The organism is Nocardioides anomalus (genome assembly GCF_011046535.1).
GTDB lineage: Bacteria > Actinomycetota > Actinomycetes > Propionibacteriales > Nocardioidaceae > Nocardioides > Nocardioides anomalus.
In genome coordinates this window covers 4,257,893-4,278,683 of the sequence record NZ_CP049257.1, presented here as the reverse complement: position 1 = coordinate 4,278,683, position 20,791 = coordinate 4,257,893, and the positions used below count along the sequence as shown (strand labels likewise).

At 74.9% G+C, this 20,791-nt stretch carries 22 protein-coding genes; 6 read left to right on the top strand and 16 right to left on the bottom strand.

From position 1 onward, the window contains the following. Nucleotides 1-87 precede the first annotated feature (87 nt). From G5V58_RS21335 to G5V58_RS21325, 4 genes are all read right to left on the bottom strand, one after another. Nucleotides 88-489: an MFS transporter gene (locus G5V58_RS21335; RefSeq protein ID WP_165237072.1), complete on the bottom strand. Its 402-nt coding sequence runs from the start codon at nucleotides 487-489 to the stop codon at nucleotides 88-90. 611 nt (nucleotides 490-1,100) lie between these two features. Continuing rightward, a complete protein-coding gene (locus G5V58_RS26480; protein WP_268991242.1) occupies nucleotides 1,101-1,229 on the bottom strand; it encodes a hypothetical protein in 129 nt (42 codons plus the stop codon). Next, on the bottom strand, nucleotides 1,226-1,492 hold the full coding sequence (locus tag G5V58_RS21330; protein ID WP_165237070.1) for a GlsB/YeaQ/YmgE family stress response membrane protein: 267 nt from the start codon (nucleotides 1,490-1,492) through the stop codon (nucleotides 1,226-1,228). Before G5V58_RS21330 ends, G5V58_RS26480 begins: the two co-directional genes overlap by 4 nt. Then, nucleotides 1,489-2,043, bottom strand: coding sequence for a hypothetical protein (locus G5V58_RS21325; protein WP_165237068.1), 555 nt, complete (start codon nucleotides 2,041-2,043; stop codon nucleotides 1,489-1,491). Before G5V58_RS21325 ends, G5V58_RS21330 begins: the two co-directional genes overlap by 4 nt. Before the next feature lie 197 nt (nucleotides 2,044-2,240). On the opposite strand from G5V58_RS21325, the gene G5V58_RS21320 reads away from it, so the two are divergent. After that, on the top strand, nucleotides 2,241-3,371 hold the full coding sequence (locus G5V58_RS21320; protein ID WP_230486819.1) for a fatty acid desaturase family protein: 1,131 nt from the start codon (nucleotides 2,241-2,243) through the stop codon (nucleotides 3,369-3,371). 3 nt (nucleotides 3,372-3,374) lie between these two features. Here G5V58_RS21320 and G5V58_RS21315 read toward each other — a convergent pair whose 3' ends face one another. Together G5V58_RS21315 and G5V58_RS21310 are read right to left on the bottom strand one after the other, a co-directional pair. Then, a complete protein-coding gene (locus tag G5V58_RS21315; protein WP_165237066.1) occupies nucleotides 3,375-7,112 on the bottom strand; it encodes a SpoIIE family protein phosphatase in 3,738 nt (1,245 codons plus the stop codon). A gap of 82 nt (nucleotides 7,113-7,194) precedes the next feature. Then, nucleotides 7,195-7,449 carry a hypothetical protein gene (locus tag G5V58_RS21310; protein WP_165237064.1) on the bottom strand — a complete coding sequence of 85 codons (255 nt, stop codon included), beginning with the start codon at nucleotides 7,447-7,449 and terminating at the stop codon, nucleotides 7,195-7,197. 92 nt (nucleotides 7,450-7,541) lie between these two features. On the opposite strand from G5V58_RS21310, the gene G5V58_RS21305 reads away from it, so the two are divergent. Next, complete coding sequence (locus G5V58_RS21305; protein WP_230486818.1) at nucleotides 7,542-8,294, top strand: crotonase/enoyl-CoA hydratase family protein; 753 nt, start codon at nucleotides 7,542-7,544, stop codon at nucleotides 8,292-8,294. Nucleotides 8,295-8,297: 3 nt separating this feature from the next. On the opposite strand, the gene G5V58_RS21300 is transcribed toward G5V58_RS21305, so the two are convergent. Beyond that, nucleotides 8,298-8,618 carry a hypothetical protein gene (locus G5V58_RS21300; protein ID WP_165237060.1) on the bottom strand — a complete coding sequence of 107 codons (321 nt, stop codon included), beginning with the start codon at nucleotides 8,616-8,618 and terminating at the stop codon, nucleotides 8,298-8,300. Nucleotides 8,619-8,676: 58 nt separating this feature from the next. Between G5V58_RS21300 and G5V58_RS21295 the strand changes: the two genes are divergently transcribed. After that, nucleotides 8,677-9,543, top strand: a complete 867-nt coding sequence (locus G5V58_RS21295) for an AAA family ATPase (RefSeq protein ID WP_230486817.1) — start codon at nucleotides 8,677-8,679, stop codon at nucleotides 9,541-9,543. Then, a complete protein-coding gene (locus G5V58_RS21290) occupies nucleotides 9,512-10,933 on the top strand; it encodes a vWA domain-containing protein (RefSeq protein ID WP_230486816.1) in 1,422 nt (473 codons plus the stop codon). Before G5V58_RS21295 ends, G5V58_RS21290 begins: the two co-directional genes overlap by 32 nt. Here the strand turns inward: G5V58_RS21290 and G5V58_RS21285 are convergent. Genes G5V58_RS21285 through G5V58_RS21275 form a run of 3 tightly spaced genes read right to left on the bottom strand, consistent with a single transcriptional unit; the run spans nucleotide 10,930 to nucleotide 13,531 of the window. After that, entirely contained in the window at nucleotides 10,930-12,216 is a 1,287-nt protein-coding gene (locus tag G5V58_RS21285) for a hypothetical protein (RefSeq protein ID WP_165237056.1), read from the bottom strand. The two genes, G5V58_RS21290 and G5V58_RS21285, sit on opposite strands and share 4 nt — an antisense overlap. Beyond that, nucleotides 12,213-13,151, bottom strand: a complete 939-nt coding sequence (locus tag G5V58_RS21280; RefSeq protein ID WP_165237054.1) for a hypothetical protein — start codon at nucleotides 13,149-13,151, stop codon at nucleotides 12,213-12,215. The genes G5V58_RS21285 and G5V58_RS21280 overlap by 4 nt, the downstream gene beginning before the upstream one ends. After that, on the bottom strand, nucleotides 13,151-13,531 hold the full coding sequence (locus G5V58_RS21275) for a WXG100 family type VII secretion target (protein ID WP_165237052.1): 381 nt from the start codon (nucleotides 13,529-13,531) through the stop codon (nucleotides 13,151-13,153). Before G5V58_RS21275 ends, G5V58_RS21280 begins: the two co-directional genes overlap by 1 nt. Before the next feature lie 70 nt (nucleotides 13,532-13,601). Here G5V58_RS21275 and G5V58_RS21270 point away from each other — a divergent pair, with 70 nt between their 5' ends. Then, the gene (locus G5V58_RS21270; RefSeq protein ID WP_165237050.1) at nucleotides 13,602-14,432 is read left to right on the top strand and encodes an aldo/keto reductase; all 831 of its coding nucleotides are present in this window, start codon (nucleotides 13,602-13,604) and stop codon (nucleotides 14,430-14,432) included. Nucleotides 14,433-14,437: 5 nt separating this feature from the next. Here the strand turns inward: G5V58_RS21270 and G5V58_RS21265 are convergent, their stop codons facing one another. The 5 genes from G5V58_RS21265 to G5V58_RS21245 are packed head-to-tail and all read right to left on the bottom strand — an operon-like array spanning nucleotide 14,438 to nucleotide 19,345. Continuing rightward, nucleotides 14,438-15,694 carry a lipase family protein gene (locus tag G5V58_RS21265; RefSeq protein ID WP_165237048.1) on the bottom strand — a complete coding sequence of 419 codons (1,257 nt, stop codon included), beginning with the start codon at nucleotides 15,692-15,694 and terminating at the stop codon, nucleotides 14,438-14,440. Next, complete coding sequence (locus G5V58_RS21260) at nucleotides 15,691-15,972, bottom strand: WXG100 family type VII secretion target (protein WP_165237046.1); 282 nt, start codon at nucleotides 15,970-15,972, stop codon at nucleotides 15,691-15,693. The genes G5V58_RS21265 and G5V58_RS21260 overlap by 4 nt, the downstream gene beginning before the upstream one ends. A gap of 43 nt (nucleotides 15,973-16,015) precedes the next feature. Further along, nucleotides 16,016-17,212 carry a pyridoxal phosphate-dependent aminotransferase gene (locus G5V58_RS21255; protein ID WP_165237044.1) on the bottom strand — a complete coding sequence of 399 codons (1,197 nt, stop codon included), beginning with the start codon at nucleotides 17,210-17,212 and terminating at the stop codon, nucleotides 16,016-16,018. Further along, nucleotides 17,209-17,886, bottom strand: coding sequence for a DinB family protein (locus tag G5V58_RS21250; RefSeq protein WP_165237042.1), 678 nt, complete (start codon nucleotides 17,884-17,886; stop codon nucleotides 17,209-17,211). The genes G5V58_RS21255 and G5V58_RS21250 overlap by 4 nt, the downstream gene beginning before the upstream one ends. 4 nt (nucleotides 17,887-17,890) lie before the next feature. Further along, nucleotides 17,891-19,345 (bottom strand): FAD-binding protein, encoded by a 1,455-nt coding sequence (locus tag G5V58_RS21245; protein WP_165237040.1) that lies wholly within the window; start codon nucleotides 19,343-19,345, stop codon nucleotides 17,891-17,893. 37 nt (nucleotides 19,346-19,382) lie between these two features. Between G5V58_RS21245 and G5V58_RS21240 the strand changes: the two genes are divergently transcribed. Beyond that, a complete protein-coding gene (locus G5V58_RS21240; protein WP_407939761.1) occupies nucleotides 19,383-20,360 on the top strand; it encodes a redoxin domain-containing protein in 978 nt (325 codons plus the stop codon). Here the strand turns inward: G5V58_RS21240 and G5V58_RS21235 are convergent. Then, complete coding sequence (locus G5V58_RS21235; protein ID WP_165237036.1) at nucleotides 20,342-20,788, bottom strand: hypothetical protein; 447 nt, start codon at nucleotides 20,786-20,788, stop codon at nucleotides 20,342-20,344. The two genes, G5V58_RS21240 and G5V58_RS21235, sit on opposite strands and share 19 nt — an antisense overlap. Between the last annotated feature and the right edge of the window lie 3 nt (nucleotides 20,789-20,791).

Sequence of the window (20,791 nt, the reverse complement as noted above, 5' to 3'; positions counted from 1 at the left end):
CACGCGTGCCAATGAGCCGTCCGGGCCAGGGATGACTACGCCGACCCGTCGTTACCGATGAGCAGTAGCGACGGGTCGGCGTACCGGTCAGCGGGCGGAGCGGACCGCGAAGGGCATCAGCAGGAGGCCGGTGCGGAGTGCGGAGTAGCCGAGCCCCTCCTGGAGGTAGACCACGTGCACCAGCCCGGTGTAGCCGGTGAAGTAGAGCGTGCTGACCAGCAGCCCGTTGACGTAGCCGGGCAGCCCGCGCAGGAGGGTGAGGTCGAGCAGTGGCGGGTGCTCGCGGCGTACGAGCCGGTGCTCCCACCGGACGAAGGCGAGCGCGAAGAGAGGCACGCCGACGAGCAGCACGAGCGGCAGCCTGGCGCCGCTCTCGACCCGCACGACGGGATAGAGCAGGCACAGCACCGCGAGGCCCAGCAGCAGGGCACCGACGACGTCGATGCGGGCGTCGGTTTCGCGGTTCTCGATCGCCCGTCGCGGGACCACCCGCCAGACCCGGCGAAGGCGACGACCCCGATCGGCAGGTTGAGGAGGAAGAGCCAGCGCCACTCGTCCTCCGCCCCGGCCGCGGCGACGATCAGTCCGCCGAGCACCGGCCCGAGCGCGGACGCGGCAGGGCTACATGATGAACCACATCCAGACGCTCAACGCTGGCTCGCTGTGGGTCGAGATCACCGCAGGCCGCCCGGCGTGACGCGGCCCGAGCTGCGGCTCCTGATTGGGTATGCACGCAGAAACCAACGTGCATTGGATCAACTCTCTTGCGAGTGAACTCCAACGGACCTCGCCTGGCCCGCACACAGCGCTCTGACCTGCGGAAACGTTGGGATCACGGCTGCACACGCTCAACGGTGTGCACGCGACCGCGCGTTTCGGGTGCACGCATTCCGGACGGTCGAGTGTCGAGCACCTTGCTGACCTGCGCGTTCGTCGAATCTGTCGAAGGCTCGCCACAGCTCAGCCGGCTGCCCGCCGGCGCTCAGCCAGCACGACGCCCCGGACCGTTGCGGTCCGGGGCGTCGCGGTCTGTGGTCAGGAGCCGTCGGTCGTGACCTGTCGGGGCGAGGGTCGGTCCTCACCACCCGCCCCGGCAGGCGTCACGGGGCGACGGCGAGGCCGGCGCTGCCCGACGGGTTGTCCGGCGGGGGCTCGTCGGGACCGTTCGGTCCCGGGTTGTTCGGGGTGCCGCCGCCACCGCGGGCGTCGGGGGTCGTCAGCGCGTTCACGTGCGGGCCCGGGAAGGGTAGAGGCGGGCCGCGATGACCACGCCGACCGCGGCGAGCACGAGCTGCACCACGAGCTCGACCCAGTCGATGCCGTCGGTGTCGCGCAGCGAGCCGACGACGGCCGTGCCGACCAGAGCGGCCACGATGCCGACCACGACGGTGAGCCAGATCGGGATGTGCTGCTCCCCGGGGGCGAGGAGCCGGCCGAGGACGCCGAGGACGGCGCCGATGACGATCGCGGTCAGGATGCCGGCGACGGTCACAGGTTCAGGCCCCGGGTGAGCCGGCCGACGAGCTGCTGGGTCGGGCGCTGCTGCTCGCCCTGCTGAGCGCCGAGGACGACGACCACACCGGTCAGGACCGGGATCGCGAGCTGGATCACCTTGAGCTGGCGCTGGGCCGCGGCGACCTCGTGCGGGGTGGACTCGCCGGGCGTGGTGGCGCCGTCGGCGCCCTCGGGAGCGCCCGACTCGACCTTGCGGCCCAGCACGCCGGCGTACAGCGTCAACCCGGCGGCAGCGATCGTGAGCCCCGCCTTGCTGTAGGTGTTCACGCGCGTCCCGGAGTCCTGGTCCACCCGGCGACGGTTCGCGGCGATCAGGCCGAGCCCGCCGACGCCGTGGGCGGCGATCGCTCCGGCAACCACCGGTGACCACAGCTTCCAGCCGAGGGAGGACAGGCGCAGCCGTTCGCTCGGCTCGTTCGCCTGGCCGGTCGCCCCGTTGAGGCCGACCGCGCCCATGAGGGCGCCGCCGAACCAGGTGGCCAGACCGACGTCGTGGAGGCTGCGCAGGACGGTGTTGCGTTCAGACATGGGGTTCCTCGTGGAAGGGGCCCGTGGCGGGCCGGTGCCGCTGGAGCGGCGGGAGGCGGACGGACGTCCTGCCTCGGTGCGGGGGGCGGCTGGTCCTCGCCAGCGAGGTCGCCCGACCCGAGGACGTCCGGTACCCAGCGGCCCCCGATCCACCCAGAGGGGGCACTCGGGTGGGCGGTGCCGCGCGGGGTACCTGCGTGGTACGTGTCGTCCCGGACCTCGACGGCGTCCTTCCCCGCCTCCCGGAGGTCATCGTGACCGAGATCGTCGACGCCCCGCGCCCCTCCGCACGCTCGAGGCGGGGCTCCAGCAGCTACACCGACCTGGTCCGCGTGGTGCGCGAGTCCGGGCTGATGGCGCGGTGCTACGGCTACTACTGGTCCCGCATCACCATGGCGCTGCTCGCCCTCGCCGCCGTGGTCGTCGCGCTGGTTCTGGTCGGCGACTCGTGGTTCCAGCTGCTGGTCGCCGCCGGGCTGGGGGTCGTGCTGACCCAGCTCGGCTTCCTCGGCCACGACGCGGCGCACCGCCAGGTCTTCCGGAGCGCGGAGTGGAACGAGTGGACGGCCCGCCTGCTGTCGGCCGGCGTCGGGCTCAGCTACGGCTGGTGGCGGGGCAAGCACAACCGGCACCACGCCGGTCCCAACCAGGTCGGCCGTGACCCGGACATCGCCCCCGGCGTGCTGGCCCTGACCCCCGAGGTCGCCGACGCACGGACCGAGGGCGCACGGGGCTGGTTCACCCGGCACCAGGGCTGGCTCCTGCTGCCCCTGCTCACCCTCGAGGGCCTCAACCTGCAGGTGGCCGGGACCCGGAGCCTGCTGGTGCCCGGTGAGCGGCACCGCCTGCTGGAGCTGGGCCTGATCCTGCTGCGGACCGCCGGCTACGTGGTCCTCCTGCTCGTCCTGCTCCCCACGGGCAAAGCCGCGGCCTTCTTCGGTCTCCAGACCGCGGTCTTCGGGCTGCTGCTCGGAGGTGCCTTCGCGCCCAACCACATCGGCATGCCGATCGTGCCGCGCGCGAGCCGCCTGGACTTCCTGCACCGTCAGGTGCTCACCTCGCGCAACATCACCGGCGGGCGGTTCGTGGACGCCGTCATGGGCGGGCTGAACCACCAGGTCGAGCACCACCTGTTCCCGAGCATGCCGCGCCCGCGCCTGCGCCGGGTCCGGCCCGTCGTGCGCGACTACTGCGCGGAGCAGGGAGTGCCCTACACCGAGATGGGCCTCCTCGCGGCGTACGCCGTCGTCATCGACCACCTCAACCACGTGGGCGTGGGCGCCCGCGCGACCTTCGACTGCCCCCTCGCGGCCCGGCTGCGCGGCTGAGCGTCAGCCGCGGTCGGCGTCGAGCACCGCCCACACGACCTTGCCGGAGCCACTCGGACGGGTGCCCCAGTGCGTGGAGAGGGCGGCCACGATGGTCAGGCCGCGGCCGTGCTCGTCGTCGAGGTCGGGGCTGCGGCGCAGCGGCTGGCTGGCCTCGCGGTCGTGGACCTCGATGCGCAGCTCGGTCCGACTGCTGACCAGGCGGAGCTCGACCGGGGCCTCGGCGTGCAGCACGGCGTTGGTGACGAGCTCGCTGGTGACGAGGAGGGCGTCCTCCACGACCTCGCGGGTGGTGACGCCGACGTCCTCGAGGTGGCGCCGCACGGCGTCCCGGGCCTGGGTGGGAGCGGTGTCGGCGTCCTCGAGGACGAGCTCGCGGACGGCCTGGACGCCGGTCTCGGCGACGCGCGCCGCCAGGACGGCGACGTCGTCGTCCGGGCCGTCGGGCAGGCGGAGGCGGACGAGCTCCTCGGGCAGCAGCTCGAGGGGTACGTCGAGGGTGCCGCACAGGTCGCGGAGGGCGGCGATGCCCTCCTCGAGGTCCTCGCCGCGGCGCTCGACGAGGCCGTCGGTGTAGAGCACGACCGTGCTGCCGAGCGGCACGGTCAGCTCGACCTGGGTGAGGCGCCCGGCGCCGGCGCCCAGGGGCGGGTCCTGGGCGAGCGGGGCGAGGCTGGTGGTCCCGTCCGGGGCGACGAGGACGGCGGGCAGGTGGCCGGCGTTGGCCAGGCGGAGCACCTGGTCGGCGGGGTCGAAGATCGCGTAGACGCAGGTGACGATCTGGTCGCCGCCCAGCCAGCGCACCAGCCCGTCGAGGTGCTCCAGGAGGTCGGCGGGAGCCAGGTCGAGGCGGGCGTACGCGCGGGTGGCCGCGCGCAGCTGCCCCATGACGGCGGCGGCGCGCACGCCGCGGCCCATGACGTCGCCGATGACCAGGGCCGTGCGCCCGCCGCCGAGCTCGATCACGTCGTACCAGTCGCCGCCGACCTGGGTGCCCTCGACGCCGGCGCGGTAGTAGGTCGCGACCTCGAGGTCCTCGAGGTCGAAGACGCGGGTGGGGAGCAGGCTCTGCTGGAGCTCCTCGGCGATGAGGTGCTCACGGGTCGCGGCCTCGCGGGCGGCGGTGGCCTCGGCCAGCATCCGCTCGGCCTCGACGCGCTCGGTGACGTCCTGCAGCGAGCCGCGCAGCAGCCCGGGCTCGCCGCCGGGGTGGCGCACGACCTCGGCGTGCACGGTCGCGGTCACCTCGGCGCCGTCGGGGCGGACGATGCGCGCCTCGTAGCGGATGTCGTCGGGGTCGTCGGCGGCCTCCAGCGCGTGCAGCACGGTCGCGCGGTCGTCGGGGTGCACCAGCTCCTCGACCAGGGCGGGGTAGCGCAGCCCGTCGAGCTGGTCGCGGTCGATGCCGACGATGCGGAGGAACTCGTCGGTGGCGCGGACCCGCCCGGTCGGCAGGTCGACCTCCCAGCTGCCGACACTGGCCAGGCGCTGGGCCTGGTCGAGCAGGGCGCGACTGCGCTCGAGCTGCTCGCGGGCCCGCCGGGCGCGGTCGAGCTCGAGGTTGGAGCGGACCCGGGCCATCAGCTCGCGGGCGGTGAACGGCTTGGCCAGGTAGTCGTCGGCCCCGGCCTCCAGCCCCTCGAGCGTGCCGTCCTCGCCGGCCCGCGCGGACAGCATGACCACGGGCACGTCCTGGGTCACCTCGTCGTCGCGCAGCGCCTGGAGCAGCCCGAAGCCGTCCAGCCTCGGCATCATCACGTCGGTCAGGACCAGGTCGGGTACGTCGGCCCGTGCGCGGTCGAGCCCGTCCTCGCCGTCCACCGCGGTGGTCACGTCGTACTGCTCGGCCAGCAGCTCGCTCACGTAGTCGCGCACGTCGGGGTTGTCGTCGACCACGAGCACGCGCGGCCGGCCGCCGACCAGTGCGGGAGCGGTCGACGCGGCGGGGACGCCCAGGGCCTGGGCCTCGTCGAGGAAGCCGGCCACGACCTGGGCGGTCGGGCCGCGGTCGGCCTCGGCCGCCAGGCGAGCCGGGTCGAGGTGGGCGCTGCCGAAGGGGAGGCGGACGGTGAAGGTGCTGCCCTCGCCCGGGGCGCTCGTGACGCCGACGTCGCCGCCGTGGCTCTGGACCAGCTCCGCGACGAGGGCGAGGCCGATCCCCGAGCCCTCGTGGGTCCGGGAGCGCGCGCTCGAGGCGCGCTGGAAGCGCTCGAAGAGCCGCGGCTGCTCGGCCGCCGGGATCCCGGCGCCGGTGTCGCTGACCCGCAGTACGGCGTACCCGTCCTCGGCCCGCAGCGCGATGCGGACCTCGCCGTGGAGGGTGAACTTCAGGGCGTTGGAGAGCAGGTTGAGCACGACCTTGCTCCAGGCGTCGAGGTCGACGTGGACCGGCTCCGGCAGCGGCGGGCAGTCGACGACGAGCGCGAGGTCGAGCCGCGCTGCGGCGGACTCGAACATCCCGACCAGCTCGCGGGTGTGCGCGGCCAGGTCGACCGGCGCGTAGCTCAGGTCCGCGCGGCCGGCCTCGAGCCGGGAGAAGTCCAGCAGGGTGTTGACCAGCTTGAGCAGCCGCTGGGCGTTGCGGTGCACGACCTCGAGCCGGTGCGCCTGGACCTCGGGCAGGGGTGCGCTCGCGTCGGCCAGCGCGTCCTCCGTCGGGCCGAGGAGCAGGGTCAGCGGCGTGCGGAACTCGTGGCTGATGTTGGTAAAGAACTCGGTCTTGGCGCGGTCGAGCTCAGCGAGACCCTCGGCACGCACCTTCTCCAGCTCGAACGCGCGGGCGTCGGTCACGTCGGCCGCGATCTGGCCGGCCACGAGCTCGAGGAAGTCGGCGTACCCCTGGTCCCAGGGCCGGAACGGGTTCACGCCGACGACCAGGAAGCCGTACGGCGCGCCGGGGGTCGTCGACGGCAGCGGGACGACGGCGCCGAGGGCCGGCTCCTGCTCCCAGGCCCCGGAGGGCAGGTCACCGAACCGCTCGTGCAGGTCCTCGACCGTGACGACCCCGCCGTCGCCGTCGGGGAGCGGCCAGACCCGGTCGGGGTCGGCCCGGTGCAGCCGCGCCGGCGCGGCGGGGTGCGGGCCGGTGAACCCGGCGCTCCCGGCCAGCCGCGCGCTGGTGCCGTCCGGGTCGAACAGGTAGCACAGGACGAACGGCAGGTCCTGGCCGTTGCCGCCGAGCGCGGTGCAGGCCGAGGCGATCGTCTCGGCCTCGCTGAGGTCGACCGTCGTGCGGGCGCCGAGGTCGCGCAGGGTGCGCATCCGGCGGCTGGCGACGACCGCCTCGGTGTCCTCGCTGACCACGCACAGCATCCCGGACACCGCGCCGTCGTCGTCGGCCAGCGGGCTGTAGGAGAACGTGTGGTAGGTCTCCTCGGTGAAGCCGCTGCGCTGCAGGAACAGCATCAGCTGCTCGTCCCAGGTGGCCTCCCCGGTGGTCAGCACCGAGTCGATGCGCGGGGCGATGTCGTGCCAGATCTCCGACCAGACCTCACGCGCGGGACGGCCGAGGGCCCAGGGGTACTTCTCGCCGAGCGTGTCGCGGCGGTAGGCGTCGTTGCAGAAGAACGTGAGGTCCGGCCCCCAGGCCATCCACATCGCGAAGCGGGAGGCCAGGACCAGCCGGACCACGGCGCGCAGGCTGTCGGGCCACTGCTCGGGCGGGCCCACCGCGGTCGCGGCCCAGTCGACGTCGAGCATGTCGCGGCCGACCTCGCCGCTGTGCTCGAAGGTCGTGCGCACCTCTGCCCCTCGTCGTGCCGGCCCTCCGGCGGAGCCGCGTGCACGCATCGTAGAGGCCGCGCCGGGGCGCAGGAGCCAGGTGTCACCTCAGCGGCGGCGGCCCATCCTCGCGACGCAGCACGCCGACCGCGAGCACGCCGACGCCGCACGTCAGCACCAGCGCCGTGAGGGCCAGGCCGACGGTGCGGGGCGCGTGGTCGTCGCCCCCGGCGAGCGCCGGCGCGTGGGCGCCGGTGAGCACGAACAGCGCGCCGAGCACGAACACCGCCCAGACCAGGCCGACCCGGGCGAGCGCCCGGACCACCGACTCGCGCATCCCCCGAGATGTCGTCGTCATGCCCTCCAGTGTCCGTCGGCGCGCCGCGCCGCAGATCGGCCTTTCGGACATTTGCCGCGTCGGTGCCCGGTGCGACGCCTAGCGTGCGGTGCGTGGTGGAGGTCGAGCACGACGGTCCGGTCACGACGGTGGTCCTGCACCGCCCCGAGGCGCGCAACGCGGTCGACGGGCCGACGGCGGCGGCCCTGGCCGACGCCTTCCGCGCGTTCGACGCCGACGCGTCGGCGAGCGTCGCGGTCCTGTACGGCGCAGGCGGGACGTTCTGCGCCGGCGCCGACCTCAAGGCGATCGGCACCGAGCGCGGCAACCGGGTCGAGCCCGACGGCGACGGTCCGATGGGGCCGACCCGGATGCGGCTGGGCAAGCCGGTCGTCGCGGCCGTCGAGGGCTACGCCGTCGCGGGCGGCCTCGAGCTGGCCCTGTGGTGCGACCTGAGGGTGAGCGCCGCCGACGCGACGTACGGCGTGTTCTGCCGGCGCTGGGGCGTCCCGCTCGTCGACGGCGGCACGGTCCGGCTGCCGCGGCTGGTCGGTCACGGCCGGGCGATGGACCTGGTCCTCACCGGTCGTGAGGTGGACGCCGAGGAGGCGCTGCGCATCGGCCTGGTCGACCGGGTGGTCGCGCCCGGGACGGCCCGCGCCGAGGCCGAGGCCCTGGCGCACCGGCTGGCCGCGCTGCCGCAGACCTGCCTGCGCGAGGACCGCCTCTCGCTGCTCGAGCAGGAGGGGCTCAGCGAGGACGAGGCCCTGGCCCTCGAGCTGCGGCACGGCCTGACCAGCCTGGCCGCGGGTGCGGTCGAGGGCGCTCGGCGCTTCGCCGCGGGCGAGGGGCGCCACGGCGCCTGAACCTCAGCGCTCGGTGCAGACCGCCAGCAGGCTGCCGGGTCGCCGGCCGTTGTAGACGTCCCACCCGACCGCGAACGGCACCTCGCGGACCTGCCCGCGCGGGGTGCGGATGAGCGCGGTGGGCGGGCTGTCGCCGGCGGCGGCGCCGCGGAACGAGCAGTCGCTCCCGGCGGGCCCGGCCGGCCCGGCCGGCTCGGGCGCCGCGCCGGTCGGCGTACCGGCGGAGGCCGCGGACAGGGCGACCACGACGGCGCAGGCGGCCGAGGCCTTCAGCCCCGCCGCCAGCAGGCGGGTGCGGAGCCGACGCTCACCTAGTAGGGCCACGACTGCCCAACGAGCGGGCGCGCCGGAGGTCCCGCCCCTCGTGCGCGAGACTGTCGAGGTGCCCTGGTTCAGCTCGCCCGACGACGTCGCCGCGCGGCTGTCCGCCACCGGCTACCTGACCGACCCGGCCACGGCCACGACGGCGTACCTCGCCGGCGCGCTCGAGAAGCCGCTGCTGGTCGAGGGACCGGCGGGCGTCGGCAAGACCGAGCTGGCCAAGGCGGTGGCCCGCGCCACCGGCGCCGACCTGGTCCGGCTGCAGTGCTACGAGGGGCTCGACGAGGCCCGGGCCCTGTACGAGTGGAACTACAAGAAGCAGCTGCTGCGCATCCAGGCCTCGCAGGGCCACGACACCTCGTGGGCCGAGACCCACGACGACATCTTCACCGACGAGTTCCTGCTCACCCGGCCGCTGCTGACCGCGATCCGGCGCGACGAGCCGACCGTGCTGCTCATCGACGAGGTGGACAAGACCGACGTCGAGGTCGAGGGGCTGCTGCTCGAGGTGCTCTCCGACTTCCAGGTGACGATCCCCGAGCTCGGGACGGTCACCGCGGTGCGGCGTCCGTTCGTCGTGCTCACCTCCAACGCCAGCCGCGAGCTGTCCGAGGCGCTCAAGCGGCGCTGCCTCTACCTGCACTTGGACTACCCCGACGCCGAGCGCGAGCGGGAGATCGTGCTGTCGCAGGTGCCCGAGCTGGAGGCGCTGGTCGCCGAGCAGCTCGTGGCCACCGTCGGCCGGCTGCGCGACCTGGAGCTGAAGAAGGCGCCGTCGATCGCCGAGTCCGTCGACTGGGCCCGCACGCTGGTCGCGCTCGAGATCCGCGAGCTCGACGACAAGGCCGTCGACGACACGCTCGGCGTCGTGCTCAAGCACGCCTCCGACCAGGAGCGTGCGGTGCGAGAGCTGCGGCTGCGCAAGTGAGCCCGTCCTGAGCAGCGGCCTGGTCGATCGCCACATCGCCTTCCTCGAGGCGCTGCGGTCGGCCGGCCTGCCGGTGAGCCTGGCCGAGGACCTGGACGCCGTGGCCGCGCTGAGCGCGCTGCCGTGGGACTCGCGCCCGACCGTCCGGGCGGCGTACGCCGCGACGCTGGTCAAGAAGCAGAGCCAGCGGCCGACGTTCGACGCGCTCTTCGACGTCTACTTCCCGCGCCTGGTCGGCGAGGGCGCCCGCCGGGAGGTGACCGACGAGGCCGGCGACGGGCCGACGCCGAGCGGGGACGGCGGGGACGCGCTGGCCGAGTTCCGCGAGCGCCTGGCCGAGGCGCTGGCCGCGGGCGACCAGGAGCGGCTGGCCCAGCTGGCGGTGGAGATGGTCGGGCGGTTCGGGGCGATGCCGGGGCGCGGGCCGGGTCTGTCCAGCTGGTCGGCGTACACCGCCCTCCAGCGGGTGGCTCCGAGCGAGCTGGTGGACCGGATCGTCCGGGCGCTGCTCGCCGACGGCCGCACCGAGGAGGAGGCCGACCGGGTGGCCGGGCGCCGGGTCGGCGCGTTCACGCGGCAGGTCGAGGACGACGCGCGCCGCCGGATCGCGGAGGAGAAGGGCCCCGACCACGTCGCCGACGTCGCGGTGAAGCCGAGCATCGACCGCCTCGACTTCACCTCCGCGCGGCGCGCCGACCTGGAGGAGATGCGCCGCCAGATCTACCCGCTGGCCCGGCGGCTCGCCACCCGGCTGACCCAGGAGCACCACGCGCGGCGGCGCGGCCCGCTCGACTTCCGCCGCACGGTCCGGGCGAGCATCTCCACCGGCGGCGTGCCGCTCACCACCCACCACCGCCCCAAGCGGCCGCACCGCAACGAGCTGGTCGTGCTCTGCGACGTGAGCGGGTCGGTGGCCAACTTCGCGCAGTTCACGCTGCTGCTGGTCTTCGCGCTGCGCGACCAGTTCCAGAAGGTGCGCGCCTTCACCTTCATCGACCACGTGCACGAGGTCTCCCACCACTTCCGTCCGGGCGCCGACGTCGCCGACGTGATGGCCGACCTCGCGGCCAGTGCCTCGCACGCGGCGCTGTGGGGGCGGACCAACTACGGCCGCGCGTTCACCACGTTCCTGGACAAGCACGGCGATGCGCTCGGGCCGAAGACCTCGCTGCTGGTCCTGGGCGACGCGCGCTCCAACTACTCCGACCTCGCGCTCGACGCCCTGGTCGAGATCGAGCGCAACACCCGGCACGCCTGGTGGCTCAACCCCGAGGCGCGCCGGCACTGGGACACCGGGGACTCCGTCGCCGGCCGGTACGCCGACGTGGTGCCGATGGTCGAGTGCCGCAACCTGACCCAGCTCGGCGCCTTCGTGACCGATCGGCTCTAGGCGAGGTAACCCAGCCCCCGGAGCCGGTCGAGCTCGGCCACCACGTCGGGCGAGGCGTCGGCGGTGCGGGCGCCGGCGACGTACACGCTCTCCGAGGACGAGCCGGCCGCGTCGAAGACCACCGTGACGCGATTGTCGTCGCCGGCGGCGATGAGCGAGCCGAGCAGCGCGACCGGGTCGGCGCGGTCCTCGAGCGCGAGCATCCGCGTGGTGCTCGGCAGGCGCGGGACCTGGGCCGCGGGGGCGCCGGCGGTGATGACCTGGTCGACGGTGAACGGCAGCGGCTGGCGCTGGGCGCCGAGCTCGGCGGCGACGGCGCCGCCGGCACCCGTCCCGACGGTCATGACGTGCGGCTGCTCGTCGCCCGCGACCGCGGCAGCGACGGTGCGGGCGACCTCGGCGGCGTACGGCGAGAGGTCGCCGGTGCTCAGCCGCAGGCCGTCCTCGCTCACGGCGGGCGGGCGGCCGACGTACGCCACGTAGCGGCCGGGCGCCGTACGGTGCACCAGCACCTTGCCGTCGAGCTCGTCGAGCCTGGTCATCAGGTCGACCAGAGAGGTCGGCACGCATGGTGGCTCGACCCCGGTGGCGGGCTCGGGGGCGGGCCGCGGGTCGGTGAGCAGGCCGGCGGCGACGTCGCGCAGCGCGGCGGAGGAGTCCTGGCGCAGCGGCTGGACGCCGACCGCGCGCAGGCCGCCGCGGGCCACCTGGCGAGCGGCCTCGCCGGCCGCGGACGGCACGGTGAGGGCCGAGCGCATCTGCAGGCCGTCGAGGAGCCCGCCGCCGCCGGAGACCACGTGGTCCATCAGCTCGGGGTTGGCCTCGGCCAGCTCGGAGAGGTACGTCGAGACGCCGTCGCGGTCCAGCGCGTCGGTCTCGATCAGCCCGGCGGTGACGATGGCGCCGCCCAGCGCGACGTTGGGTGCGAGGTAGCCGATGGCCCGGCCGGCCACCGCGCCGAGGGTCTCGTACGCCGCGTCACGCAGCTCGTCGATCCACTGGTAGGTCAGCACCGTCGCACGCACCACCAGGGCGTCGGCGTCCAGCTCGATCGAGCGCGACAGCAGGCCGTGCTTGCCGGTGGTCGCCGCCCGGATGTCCTCCTCCGCCAGGGCGTGGGTGGAGGCGGACAGCTCGGCGGAGTCGGCCACCGCGTCGTCGCGCAGGATCTCGGCGCCCAGCCCGGCCATCGACCGCAGCCGGTCGCCGGAGCTGTCGAAGAGGTCGGCAAGCTGGAGCAGGTGGTCGTACTTGTCGGACCGCTCCGCCACGCGCACGCTCACGACGCCACCTCCGCCAGCACCGGGGCCAGGTCCGCGGCCAGGCCCTCGGGGATCACCCGCCGCAGCTCGAGCCGCAGCCCGTCCTCGGCCTGGTGGGTCCGCAGGGAGCGCCACCCGTCGGCCACCAGCGTCCAGGCCACGACGCCCACGGTCGAGGTCTCGTCGCCCGACACGTCGGCGACCAGCGCCCGCAGCCGGCCGCGCGGCTCGGTGGCCAGCGCGGTCAGCACCGCCGCGGCCTCGGCGTCGGCCAGCTCGCCGCGCTCGTCGGAGACCGAGCCGGGCTGCTGGGCCAGCAGCACCGGCACCAGGTCGGCCCGGTGCGAGCGGGCCGCCTCGAGCGCGGCGTCGGCCAGCGCGTGCGGCAGCGCGAGCCGGTCGGGGACGCGGGAGTCCTGGAGCGGCAGGTCCTCGGGCACCACGGCCGCCCGGGCCAGCTCCGCCGCCCACGCCCACGTCGGGAACCAGGCCAGCTCGAAGACCAGCCCGTCCTGCGTCGACAGCGCGGCCACCGCGCCGCCGTGTTGGCGGTGCCAGGCCTTGACCTGCACCGCGCCGGCCGCGACGTCGAGGTCGATGGCCACCCGCGGCGTGGCCAGCAGGCCCACGGCGCCGAGCAGCCCGTCGTCGACGGCGCCCTCGTCCGGTCCGCCCACCAGCAGCCCGCGTCGCGACAGCGACGTGGCCGGGTCGTGCAGCCGGGCCAGCGCCTCGGCGTACGCCGCGTGCTCGGTCGAACCGCGACTGCGCCCGAGCCGGTCGTCCAGGCCGCCCGCGCTCACCGGCGCACCGGCCACGTCGAACGGCAGCGGCGCCCCGTTGGCCCGTTCGGCCACGAACCGCAGCTCCGGCAGGGTCAGCGCCACCCGCCGCGGCAGCCCGTCGAGCAGGTCGCCCGGCGACGGCGGCGGTGGCCCGAGGTCGATGGTGCCCATCAGCCACGCTCCTCGACGCGCGGCAGGGTGACCGCGAGCCAGTCCTTGTGTCCCGGCGCCGGCGACTCGAAGGCCGGCAGCGTCCCGTCGTCGACCAGCGCGGTCGCCCGGCGCTCGGCCGCGGCGATGGTGTCCTTGAGGTCGTCGACGGTCTGGGTGTGGTCCTCGAGGCTGTCGGCCGCGACCTCGTGCCGCTCCGCCGCCTCCCGCAGCCGCGCCGCCCGCTCCCTGATCCGCTCGCGCATCGAGTCGCCGGCCCGCCCCGCCCACGTCACCGCCTCGGCCTGGGAGACCAGCTGGTCCGCGAGCGCGCGGATGTCCGCACCCTGCTCGCGCAGCCGGTCGGCGTGCTTGCGCATCACGTCCGTGTCGCCGTACATCCCGAGACCTCCTCCCAGCCCCCGCCACCTACCCGCCCCGCGGAGGGTGAAAACCGCCTAGGGTCCTCCGGTGGACGTGCGGCGGATCGGTCTCGGGGCCAAGCGGCTGCTGCGAGAGGGCTACGCGCCCGCCGACCGGGACGCCGCCGTCCGGCTCGTGCGTCGTGCGGTCGAGCTCGGCGTCGACCACATCGACACGGCCGCGTTCTACCCGAGCGTGGCCGACGCGTCCCAGGGGCCGGGCGGCTTCACCTCGCTCGGCGTGGCCAACGCGATCATCCGCGAGGCGCTGGAGGGGTACGCCGGGCGCGTGGTCGTCGCGACCAAGGTCGGGCCGACCGACGCCGGGCTCGCGGCGCCCGGGGACCTGCGGTCCCTCGTCGAGGCGGACCTGCGCGCGCTCGGGCGCGAGCGGCTTGACCTGGTGTACCTGCGCCAGGCCGGGCTGGCCGATGTCCGCGAGCACTTCTCGGTCCTGGCGGCCCTGCGCGAGGAGGGGCTCGTCGAGCACCTCGGGCTCTCCAACGTCCGGCCCGAGCACCTCGACCAGGCGCTCTCGGTCGCGCCGGTGACGGCGCTGTCGAACCGCTACGCGCCGGACTTCGGGCGGCTCAACGACTCCCTGCTCTGCCGGTGCGGCGACCTGGGCATCGCCTTCGTGCCGTTCTTCACGCTGGCGGCCGAGGGGCGGGAGGTCGGTGGGGTGGCGGACAACGCGGTCGTCACGCGGATCGCCGAGGCGCACGGGGCGACGCCGGCGCAGGTGCGGCTGGCGTGGTTGCTGAGCCGGGGGCCGCACGTGCTGGCCATCCCCGGGACCAGCAGTGAGGCGCACCTGGTGGAGAACCTGGCCGCGGCCTCGCTGAAGTTGTCGGTCGAGGACCTCGAGGCCCTGGGCTGAGCGCCTCACCAGGTCGAGGCGCCGACGCCCGGCGCGCGCGTGATCTGGAAGACCTGGCTGCTCGTCGGCCCGTCTCCGGCCAAGAAGCCGTCGATCGACGCCACGCTCTCGTGCACCGAGGGGTCCGCGCTCGCATCAGCCAGCGCGGCGCCCGCCTCGTACGCGTCGTAGCCGTGGTGCGCCAGCACCCCTTGCTCGGGGTGGGCGTCGAACAGCACCGTCGTCTGCTCGACCGAGTCGGGGTTGGGGGCGCCGTCGAGCTCGGGGACGATGTCGCCGACCTGCTCCAGCGACAGCACGTGGGTGCCGGCGGGGAAGCCGGGCACCTGGGCCGTCGGCGCGCCGGCGGTCACCGCGTGGGTCACGGCGAAGCCGCCGCTGGAGGCGACCAGCGCGGCCGCCGCCATGCCGCCGGCGGAGTGGCCGACGAGGAGGACGGGCTCGTCGGGTCTGGCGCCGGCACGGTGCAGGGCCTCGAGGATGCCGGCGCGGTAGGCGTCGGGGCGGCCGCCGGCGAGGTCCAGGTCGGTCTCCAGGTCGCGGACGTCGGCGCCCTGTTCCCACGGGGCGTTGAAGTCGTCGGTGCCGGGCAGGTAGACCACGTGCCGGCGCCCGTCGGGCCCGTCGAGGGTCTGCACCTCGATCGTGCCGTTGGCCGGTGAGTCGGGGCGGCCCGAGAGCTCGGCCACGGCGCGCAGGTGGGCGAGCAGGTCGCGGACCGACCTCGGGCGCCCGCGCGGGAGGGTGGCGGCGTACGGCGTGACGACCGGCCCGCCGGGCTCGCCGTAGAGCAGGCCGGCGACGACGGCGCCGAGCGGGCCGCCGAGGGCGGCGATTGCGTGGGAGGTCAGGCCGGGGTGGTCGCTCAGCACGTCGGGGTCGACGGCGACGAGCGGGAGGAGCGGCGGCAGGGCGTAGGGCCCGAGCTGGCGGTCCAGGGCGGTGCGGACGGCGCCGTCGGTGGCCTCGAGCCCACCGACGGCCAAGCGGACGGCGGCGGCCGTGCCCTCCCAGGACAGGGCGGCCGAGGACACGCTGGTCGCGGTGGCCAGGACGGCGGCCTCGGCGACGGCGCAGGTGGTGGGGGAGAGGGCGGCCGAGGTCAGCAGGTCGCCGTCGCGGGCCACGCCGAGGGCGGTCGCGGCCACCGCGCGGAGGTCGTCGCCGGCGGCGTCGAAGGCGGCGGCGAGGGCGCGGGCGTCGGCGTACGACGCCGCGAGGCCGGCCGCGCCGCCGGTGACCTGGATGATCTCGTCGCTCACGAGACCAGCCCCAGCAGGTCGCCGACCAGGTCGCCGCGCTCCTCGACGGCTCGGGCGTGCCGACCGAGCGCGTCGGCGGCCTCGTCGGCCAGGACCGCCGCCCAGTGCAGCCCGGTCACCTGCTCGCGCACGCGCTGGCGCATGGCGTCGGCGGCGAGCCCCTCCCACGTCACCGTCTCGGCGCGGGCGAGCAGCCGCCCCGCCTCGTCGCGCAGGGTCGTGCCCTGCTCGCCCATGGTCCGGGCCAGTCGCCTGATCGCGTCCGCGTCGCCGTGCATGAGCAGGCCCTGCCCGGGCCGCGCTGTGGAGCAAACGCCGGCGTCAGAGGACTGTGGAGAGCCGCTCCAGCGCTGCCTCGATGGTCGCCGCGTCGCCCGGGAACGAGATCCGCACGAAGCGCTGGCCGACCTCGGTGTCGAAGTCCACGCCGGGCGCGACCGCGACGCCGGTGCGGGCGAGCAGGTCGTGGCAGAAGGCCATCGTGTCCTGGCTGACGTGACCGACGTCGGCGTAGGCGTAGAACGCACCGTCGGCCGGCGCGAGGCCGGTGATCCCGAGCCGGGGCAGCCCCTCCAGGAGCAGGCGCCGGTTGTCGGCGTAGCGGCGGACGTGACCGTCGAGCTCGGCGTACGACGCGTCGTCGAACGCCGCGAGCGCGGCGCGCTGGGCGAGCACCGGCGGGCAGATGGTGAAGTTGCCGGTGAGCACGTCGCAGGCGCGGCGCAGCCGCTCGGGGACGAGCATCCAGCCGATGCGCCAGCCGGTCATGGAGAAGTACTTCGAGAAGCTCGCGAAGACCACGGCCTCGCGGCTGGTCTCCCACGCCGAGCGCGCCATCCGGTCGCCGCCGTCGAGGGGGGCGTACTCGATGCCGTGGTAGATCTCGTCGCTGATCAGCTGCACCTGCTCGGCCTCGCACCACTGGGAGAGCGCGGCCAGCTCGGAGGGCAGCAGCATGGTGCCGGTCGGGTTGGCCGGGCTGGCCACGACCAGGCCGCTGAGCCCGTGCTGCGCGTGCAGCTCGGCGACCTGCTCGACGGTCGGCTGGAAGCGGGTCTCCGGACCGGTCGGCACCTCGACCACCTCGACGCCCAGCGCGTTGAGCACGTTGCGGTAGCAGGGGTAGCCGGGCCGGGCCATCGCGACCTTGTCGCCCACGTCGAACGCCGCCAGGAAGGCCAGCAGGAAGCCGCCGCTGCTGCCGGTGGTGACGATGACCTCGTCGGGGTCGACCTCGATGCCGTAGGTGCGCCGGTGGTGACCGGCGATGGCCTCGCGCAGCTCGAGGATGCCGACCGCGGGCGTGTAGCCGAGCGGGTCGCCGCTCTGCAGCAGTCGCACCGCCTCGTCGCGCACCGGTGCCGGCGCGCCGGTCGCGGGCTGGCCGGCCAGCAGGTCGAGCAGGTCGCCGTGCGTGCGCCGGCGGACCGCCGCCGCCGCGAGCAGGTCCATCACGTGGAACGGCGGCACGTCGGCCCGGCGGGCCACCTGCCAGCGGTCCCCGGTCGGCAGGGTCATGCCCGCTCGAGCGCGTCGAGGTCGCGCACCGCGAAGCGCAGGTGCTCCCAGCTCTCCTCCATGACCACCTGCACGCAGTGGCACACGGTCACGGTGCGCTCGGGCTCGTGCGGCTGGGGGCGCGGCTCGACGAGGACCTCGGGCGTGACGTCGGCCAGGAACTCCCTGACCAGCGCGACGCGGCTCGCTCGGGCGGCCAGCACGTCGGCGTACGGCGCGGGCTCGGCGACCTGGCCGTAGCCGACGCCGAGCGGGTGGAACTCCTCGCGCGACCAGCCCAGCACGCTCTGGCCGAGCCACAGGTCGGTCGCGTGCACCAGGTGGCGCAGCGTCGTGGCGAAGGACCACTCGCCGTCGACCTCCTCGTCGACCAGGGCCTCCGGTGCGCGCCCGATCACGGCGTCCCAGGCGGCGACCGCCGCGCGCCAGGCCTCGCGGAGCCCTTCGGGGTCGGTGGCCCGCCACAGCTCGCGCCCGGGGAAGCGGCGGTTGAGCTCGCCCTCGACGTAGCCGGTGATGTCGACGCCGTTGACCGTCACCGGGTCGCCGTCGAGCAGCCAGGGCGAGTCGATGGCCAGCCCCGAGACCTCGCTGCCGCGGATCACCACGCCGGACAGGTCGGACTCCACGAACCGCGCCCCGCGCAGGTCCCGCTCCCTGAACTCCTCGGCCATGCGCTCACCCTAGGGCGGCGCGCCGACCAGCCCTCCGCCCGAAGAACGACCCCTCGCCCAGCTGGGTGCCGGAGCAGTAGCCGGCGCCGTCCTGGGCGAGGTTGGACGCGCACGCACCGGCGGCGTACAGCCCGGGGACGAGGGACCCGTCCGCGCGCCGGACCTCGCCGTCCACACTCACCCGCAGCCCGCCGAGGGTGAAGCCGGCGTACAGCGCCTTCCCGAGCGACAGGTCGTAGGCGCCCCACGGCCCCTGGTCCTGGGGCGCGAGCCAGTCGGGGTGCTTGTGGAAGTCGGGGTCCTCGCCGCGCGCGGCGTGCTCGTTGTAGCGGTCGAGGGTCTTGGCCAGCGCACCCGTCGCGATCCCGAGCCCCTCCTCCATCTCCTCGACCGTCTCCCAGCCGTCCACGAGCGGGCACAGCGACATGCGCTGCTCCTCCATGTGGGCGCTGTCGACGATGAGCCAGGCGACCTGGTCGGGCTGCTGCATGACGTGGTACGACGTCCGCGCGTGGTAGCTGTCCTCGGCCACGAACCGCTCGCCGTCCCGGTTGACGACCAGTCCCGTGACCAGCACCGAGGGCGGGTAGAACGGCGCGGTGATGAACGGCTCGTCCATGTGCTCCAGCGCGCCGCCGACGCTGGCACCGAGGCGGATGCCCAGCCCGTCGTCGTACGTCGAGCCGAGGGTGAACAGCTTCGAGCCGAGCGCCGGCGTGTGGGTGGCGACCATGTCCGGATTCATCACGAAGCCGCCGGCGGCCAGCACCACCGCCGGGGCCAGGACCGCCCCGGTCCGCTCGAACGAGCGCCACTCGACGCCGACCACGGCGCCGGTGTCGTCGGCGACCAGGTGGGTCACGCCGGTCTCGTAGCGGACCTCGACGCCCGCCTCCACGACCCGGTCGCGCAGCAGGTCCATCACCAGCCTGGTGCCGTCGGTGTCACCCGGGACCGGCACCTTGTGGCCGCGCGGGGCCGGCCGCGCCTGCTCCAGGAACGGCCAGACCTTCTCGTTGCCGGTGAACATCAGGCCCTGGGTGCCGGGCTGGATCACCGCCTTCTCCGGGTAGTAGGAGCGCTCGAAGGCGAAGCCCAGCGCCTCCAGCCACCCGAAGTGCTCGACCGAGCCCTCGCAGTAGGCGCGGATCTTCTCCGCGTCCGGGTCCTTGCTGGTGAGGGTGAGGTAGCGCGCCATCGCCTCGACGTCGTCGGCGTGCCCGGTCGCCTCCTGCACCGGCGTCCCGGCGCCGAGGTAGAAGTGGCCTCCGCTCAGCGCGCTCGTCCCCCCGTGGACCGCCGCCCTCTCCAGCAGCAGCACGCGCGCTCCGGCCCGGGCCGCCTCGAGGGCCGCGCACCCGCCGGCGATCCCGAACCCGACCACCACCACGTCGTACGCCGGCGCGCCGGCGGGCACCTCCGCGGCCGAGCGGACGTCGGGGAGGTCGGTGCCGGACACCGGCTCAGACTAGAACAAGTTCTAGTTCCGTGGAATCCTGTCCCGCGTGATCCTCATCGACGCCGAGGGGCACCCGCACGAGCTCCCCGGCGGGCTGGACGACGCGGCCGCCCTGGCCGACGCCCTCGGCTGGGCGCTCAAGCCCGAGGGGCTGTGCCGCGACGAGACGTGCGTGCCGTTGCTCGGTCGGCCCGTGCTCGACGCCCTCGGCCTCCTCGGTGTCGTCGACGAGGCCGCGGACGTCGCCGCGGTCGTGCCGTCGGCCGAGACCCACCACCGCGAGCTGGACGGCGGCCGTGCGCCGCGGCTCGACCTGCGGGACGTGGACGGCCGGCCGGTGTCCTTCGACGACCTCTCCGGCCACAAGCGGGTCCTGGTCACCTGGGCCTCGTGGTGCGGCTGCCGGCACGAGCTGGCCGGCTGGCAGCGGCTCCAGGACGAGCTGGCCGCGGACGGGCTGCGGCTGTTCTCGGTCGCCCTCGACGACGACCCCGAGGACTCGCGGCCCTGGATCGAGGCCGGCGTCCCGACGTACCCGGTCGCCGTGGACACCGCGCACGTGACCGCCGAGCGCTACGGGATCACCAACGTCCCCTCGGTGGTCTGGGTCGACGAGGACGACCGGGTCGTGAAGCCGCCGACCATCGCCCCGGGCGACGACCAGTTCATCGACTTCACCAAGATCGACAGCGAGCAGCACCACGAGGCGCTGCGGCGCTGGGTGCGCGAGGGCGTGCTGCCCGCCAGCGCCGAGGCCGAGGCGCACCAGCGCACCGACGCCGAGCAGCTCGCGCTCGCCCACCGTCGGGTCGCGTCGTACCTCCAGCGGACCGGCGACGCGGACGCCGCGAAGCGGCACCTCGCCGAGGCCCAGGACCTCGCGCCGTGGGACTGGACCGTGCGCCGCGGCGGCATCGCCATGACCGGTGGCGACCCGTTCCTCGGCGAGGAGTTCCTGGCCTTCTGGCAGGAGTGGGACGGCTCGGGTCGTCCGGGCTACACGCCGACGACCTGACCCTCGCGCACGCCTGGCACGCCGAGCAGAGCCGCTCGGACGCGCGCCAGGACGTGGGCCTCGGTCGGGCCGCTGAGCTGGACCTGTGTGCCCGCCGGGGTCGCGTAGACCCACACGTCCAGCGGGACGTCCTCGCGGTGCAGCAGGGCGACCAGCCCGACCGGGAAGGCGAGCACGGCGACGGCCACCGTCCACGCCGGAGCGCGCCGCAGGACGACGCGTACGTGGCCCGGCTCGAGCGGCGCCACTGTCGCGCCGGGAACGCCGACCAGCACCGCCCGGACGTCGTCGTCGACGGCGGCGGCGTCGCGGTCGGCGAGGAGGACCTCGGCGGCCAGGACCGAGCGGGTGGCACGGATGCGCCGGAACAGCGCCACCAGACCGACGACCAGCACCAGGCCGACCACACATGCGAGGAACGTCTCCACGCG

Excerpts from the sequence above, each read along its gene's own strand:
- G5V58_RS21325 (WP_165237068.1), bottom strand. The coding sequence starts at position 2,043 with ATGTCTGAACGCAACACCGTCCTGCGCAGCCTCCACGACGTCGGTCTG.
- G5V58_RS21310 (WP_165237064.1), bottom strand. The coding sequence starts at position 7,449 with ATGACGACGACATCTCGGGGGATGCGCGAGTCGGTGGTCCGGGCGCTC.
- G5V58_RS21280 (WP_165237054.1), bottom strand. The coding sequence starts at position 13,151 with ATGGGCACCATCGACCTCGGGCCACCGCCGCCGTCGCCGGGCGACCTG.
- G5V58_RS21275 (WP_165237052.1), bottom strand. The coding sequence starts at position 13,531 with ATGTACGGCGACACGGACGTGATGCGCAAGCACGCCGACCGGCTGCGC.
- G5V58_RS21260 (WP_165237046.1), bottom strand. The coding sequence starts at position 15,972 with ATGCACGGCGACGCGGACGCGATCAGGCGACTGGCCCGGACCATGGGC.
- G5V58_RS21255 (WP_165237044.1), bottom strand. The coding sequence starts at position 17,212 with ATGACCCTGCCGACCGGGGACCGCTGGCAGGTGGCCCGCCGGGCCGAC.
- G5V58_RS21250 (WP_165237042.1), bottom strand. The coding sequence starts at position 17,886 with ATGGCCGAGGAGTTCAGGGAGCGGGACCTGCGCGGGGCGCGGTTCGTG.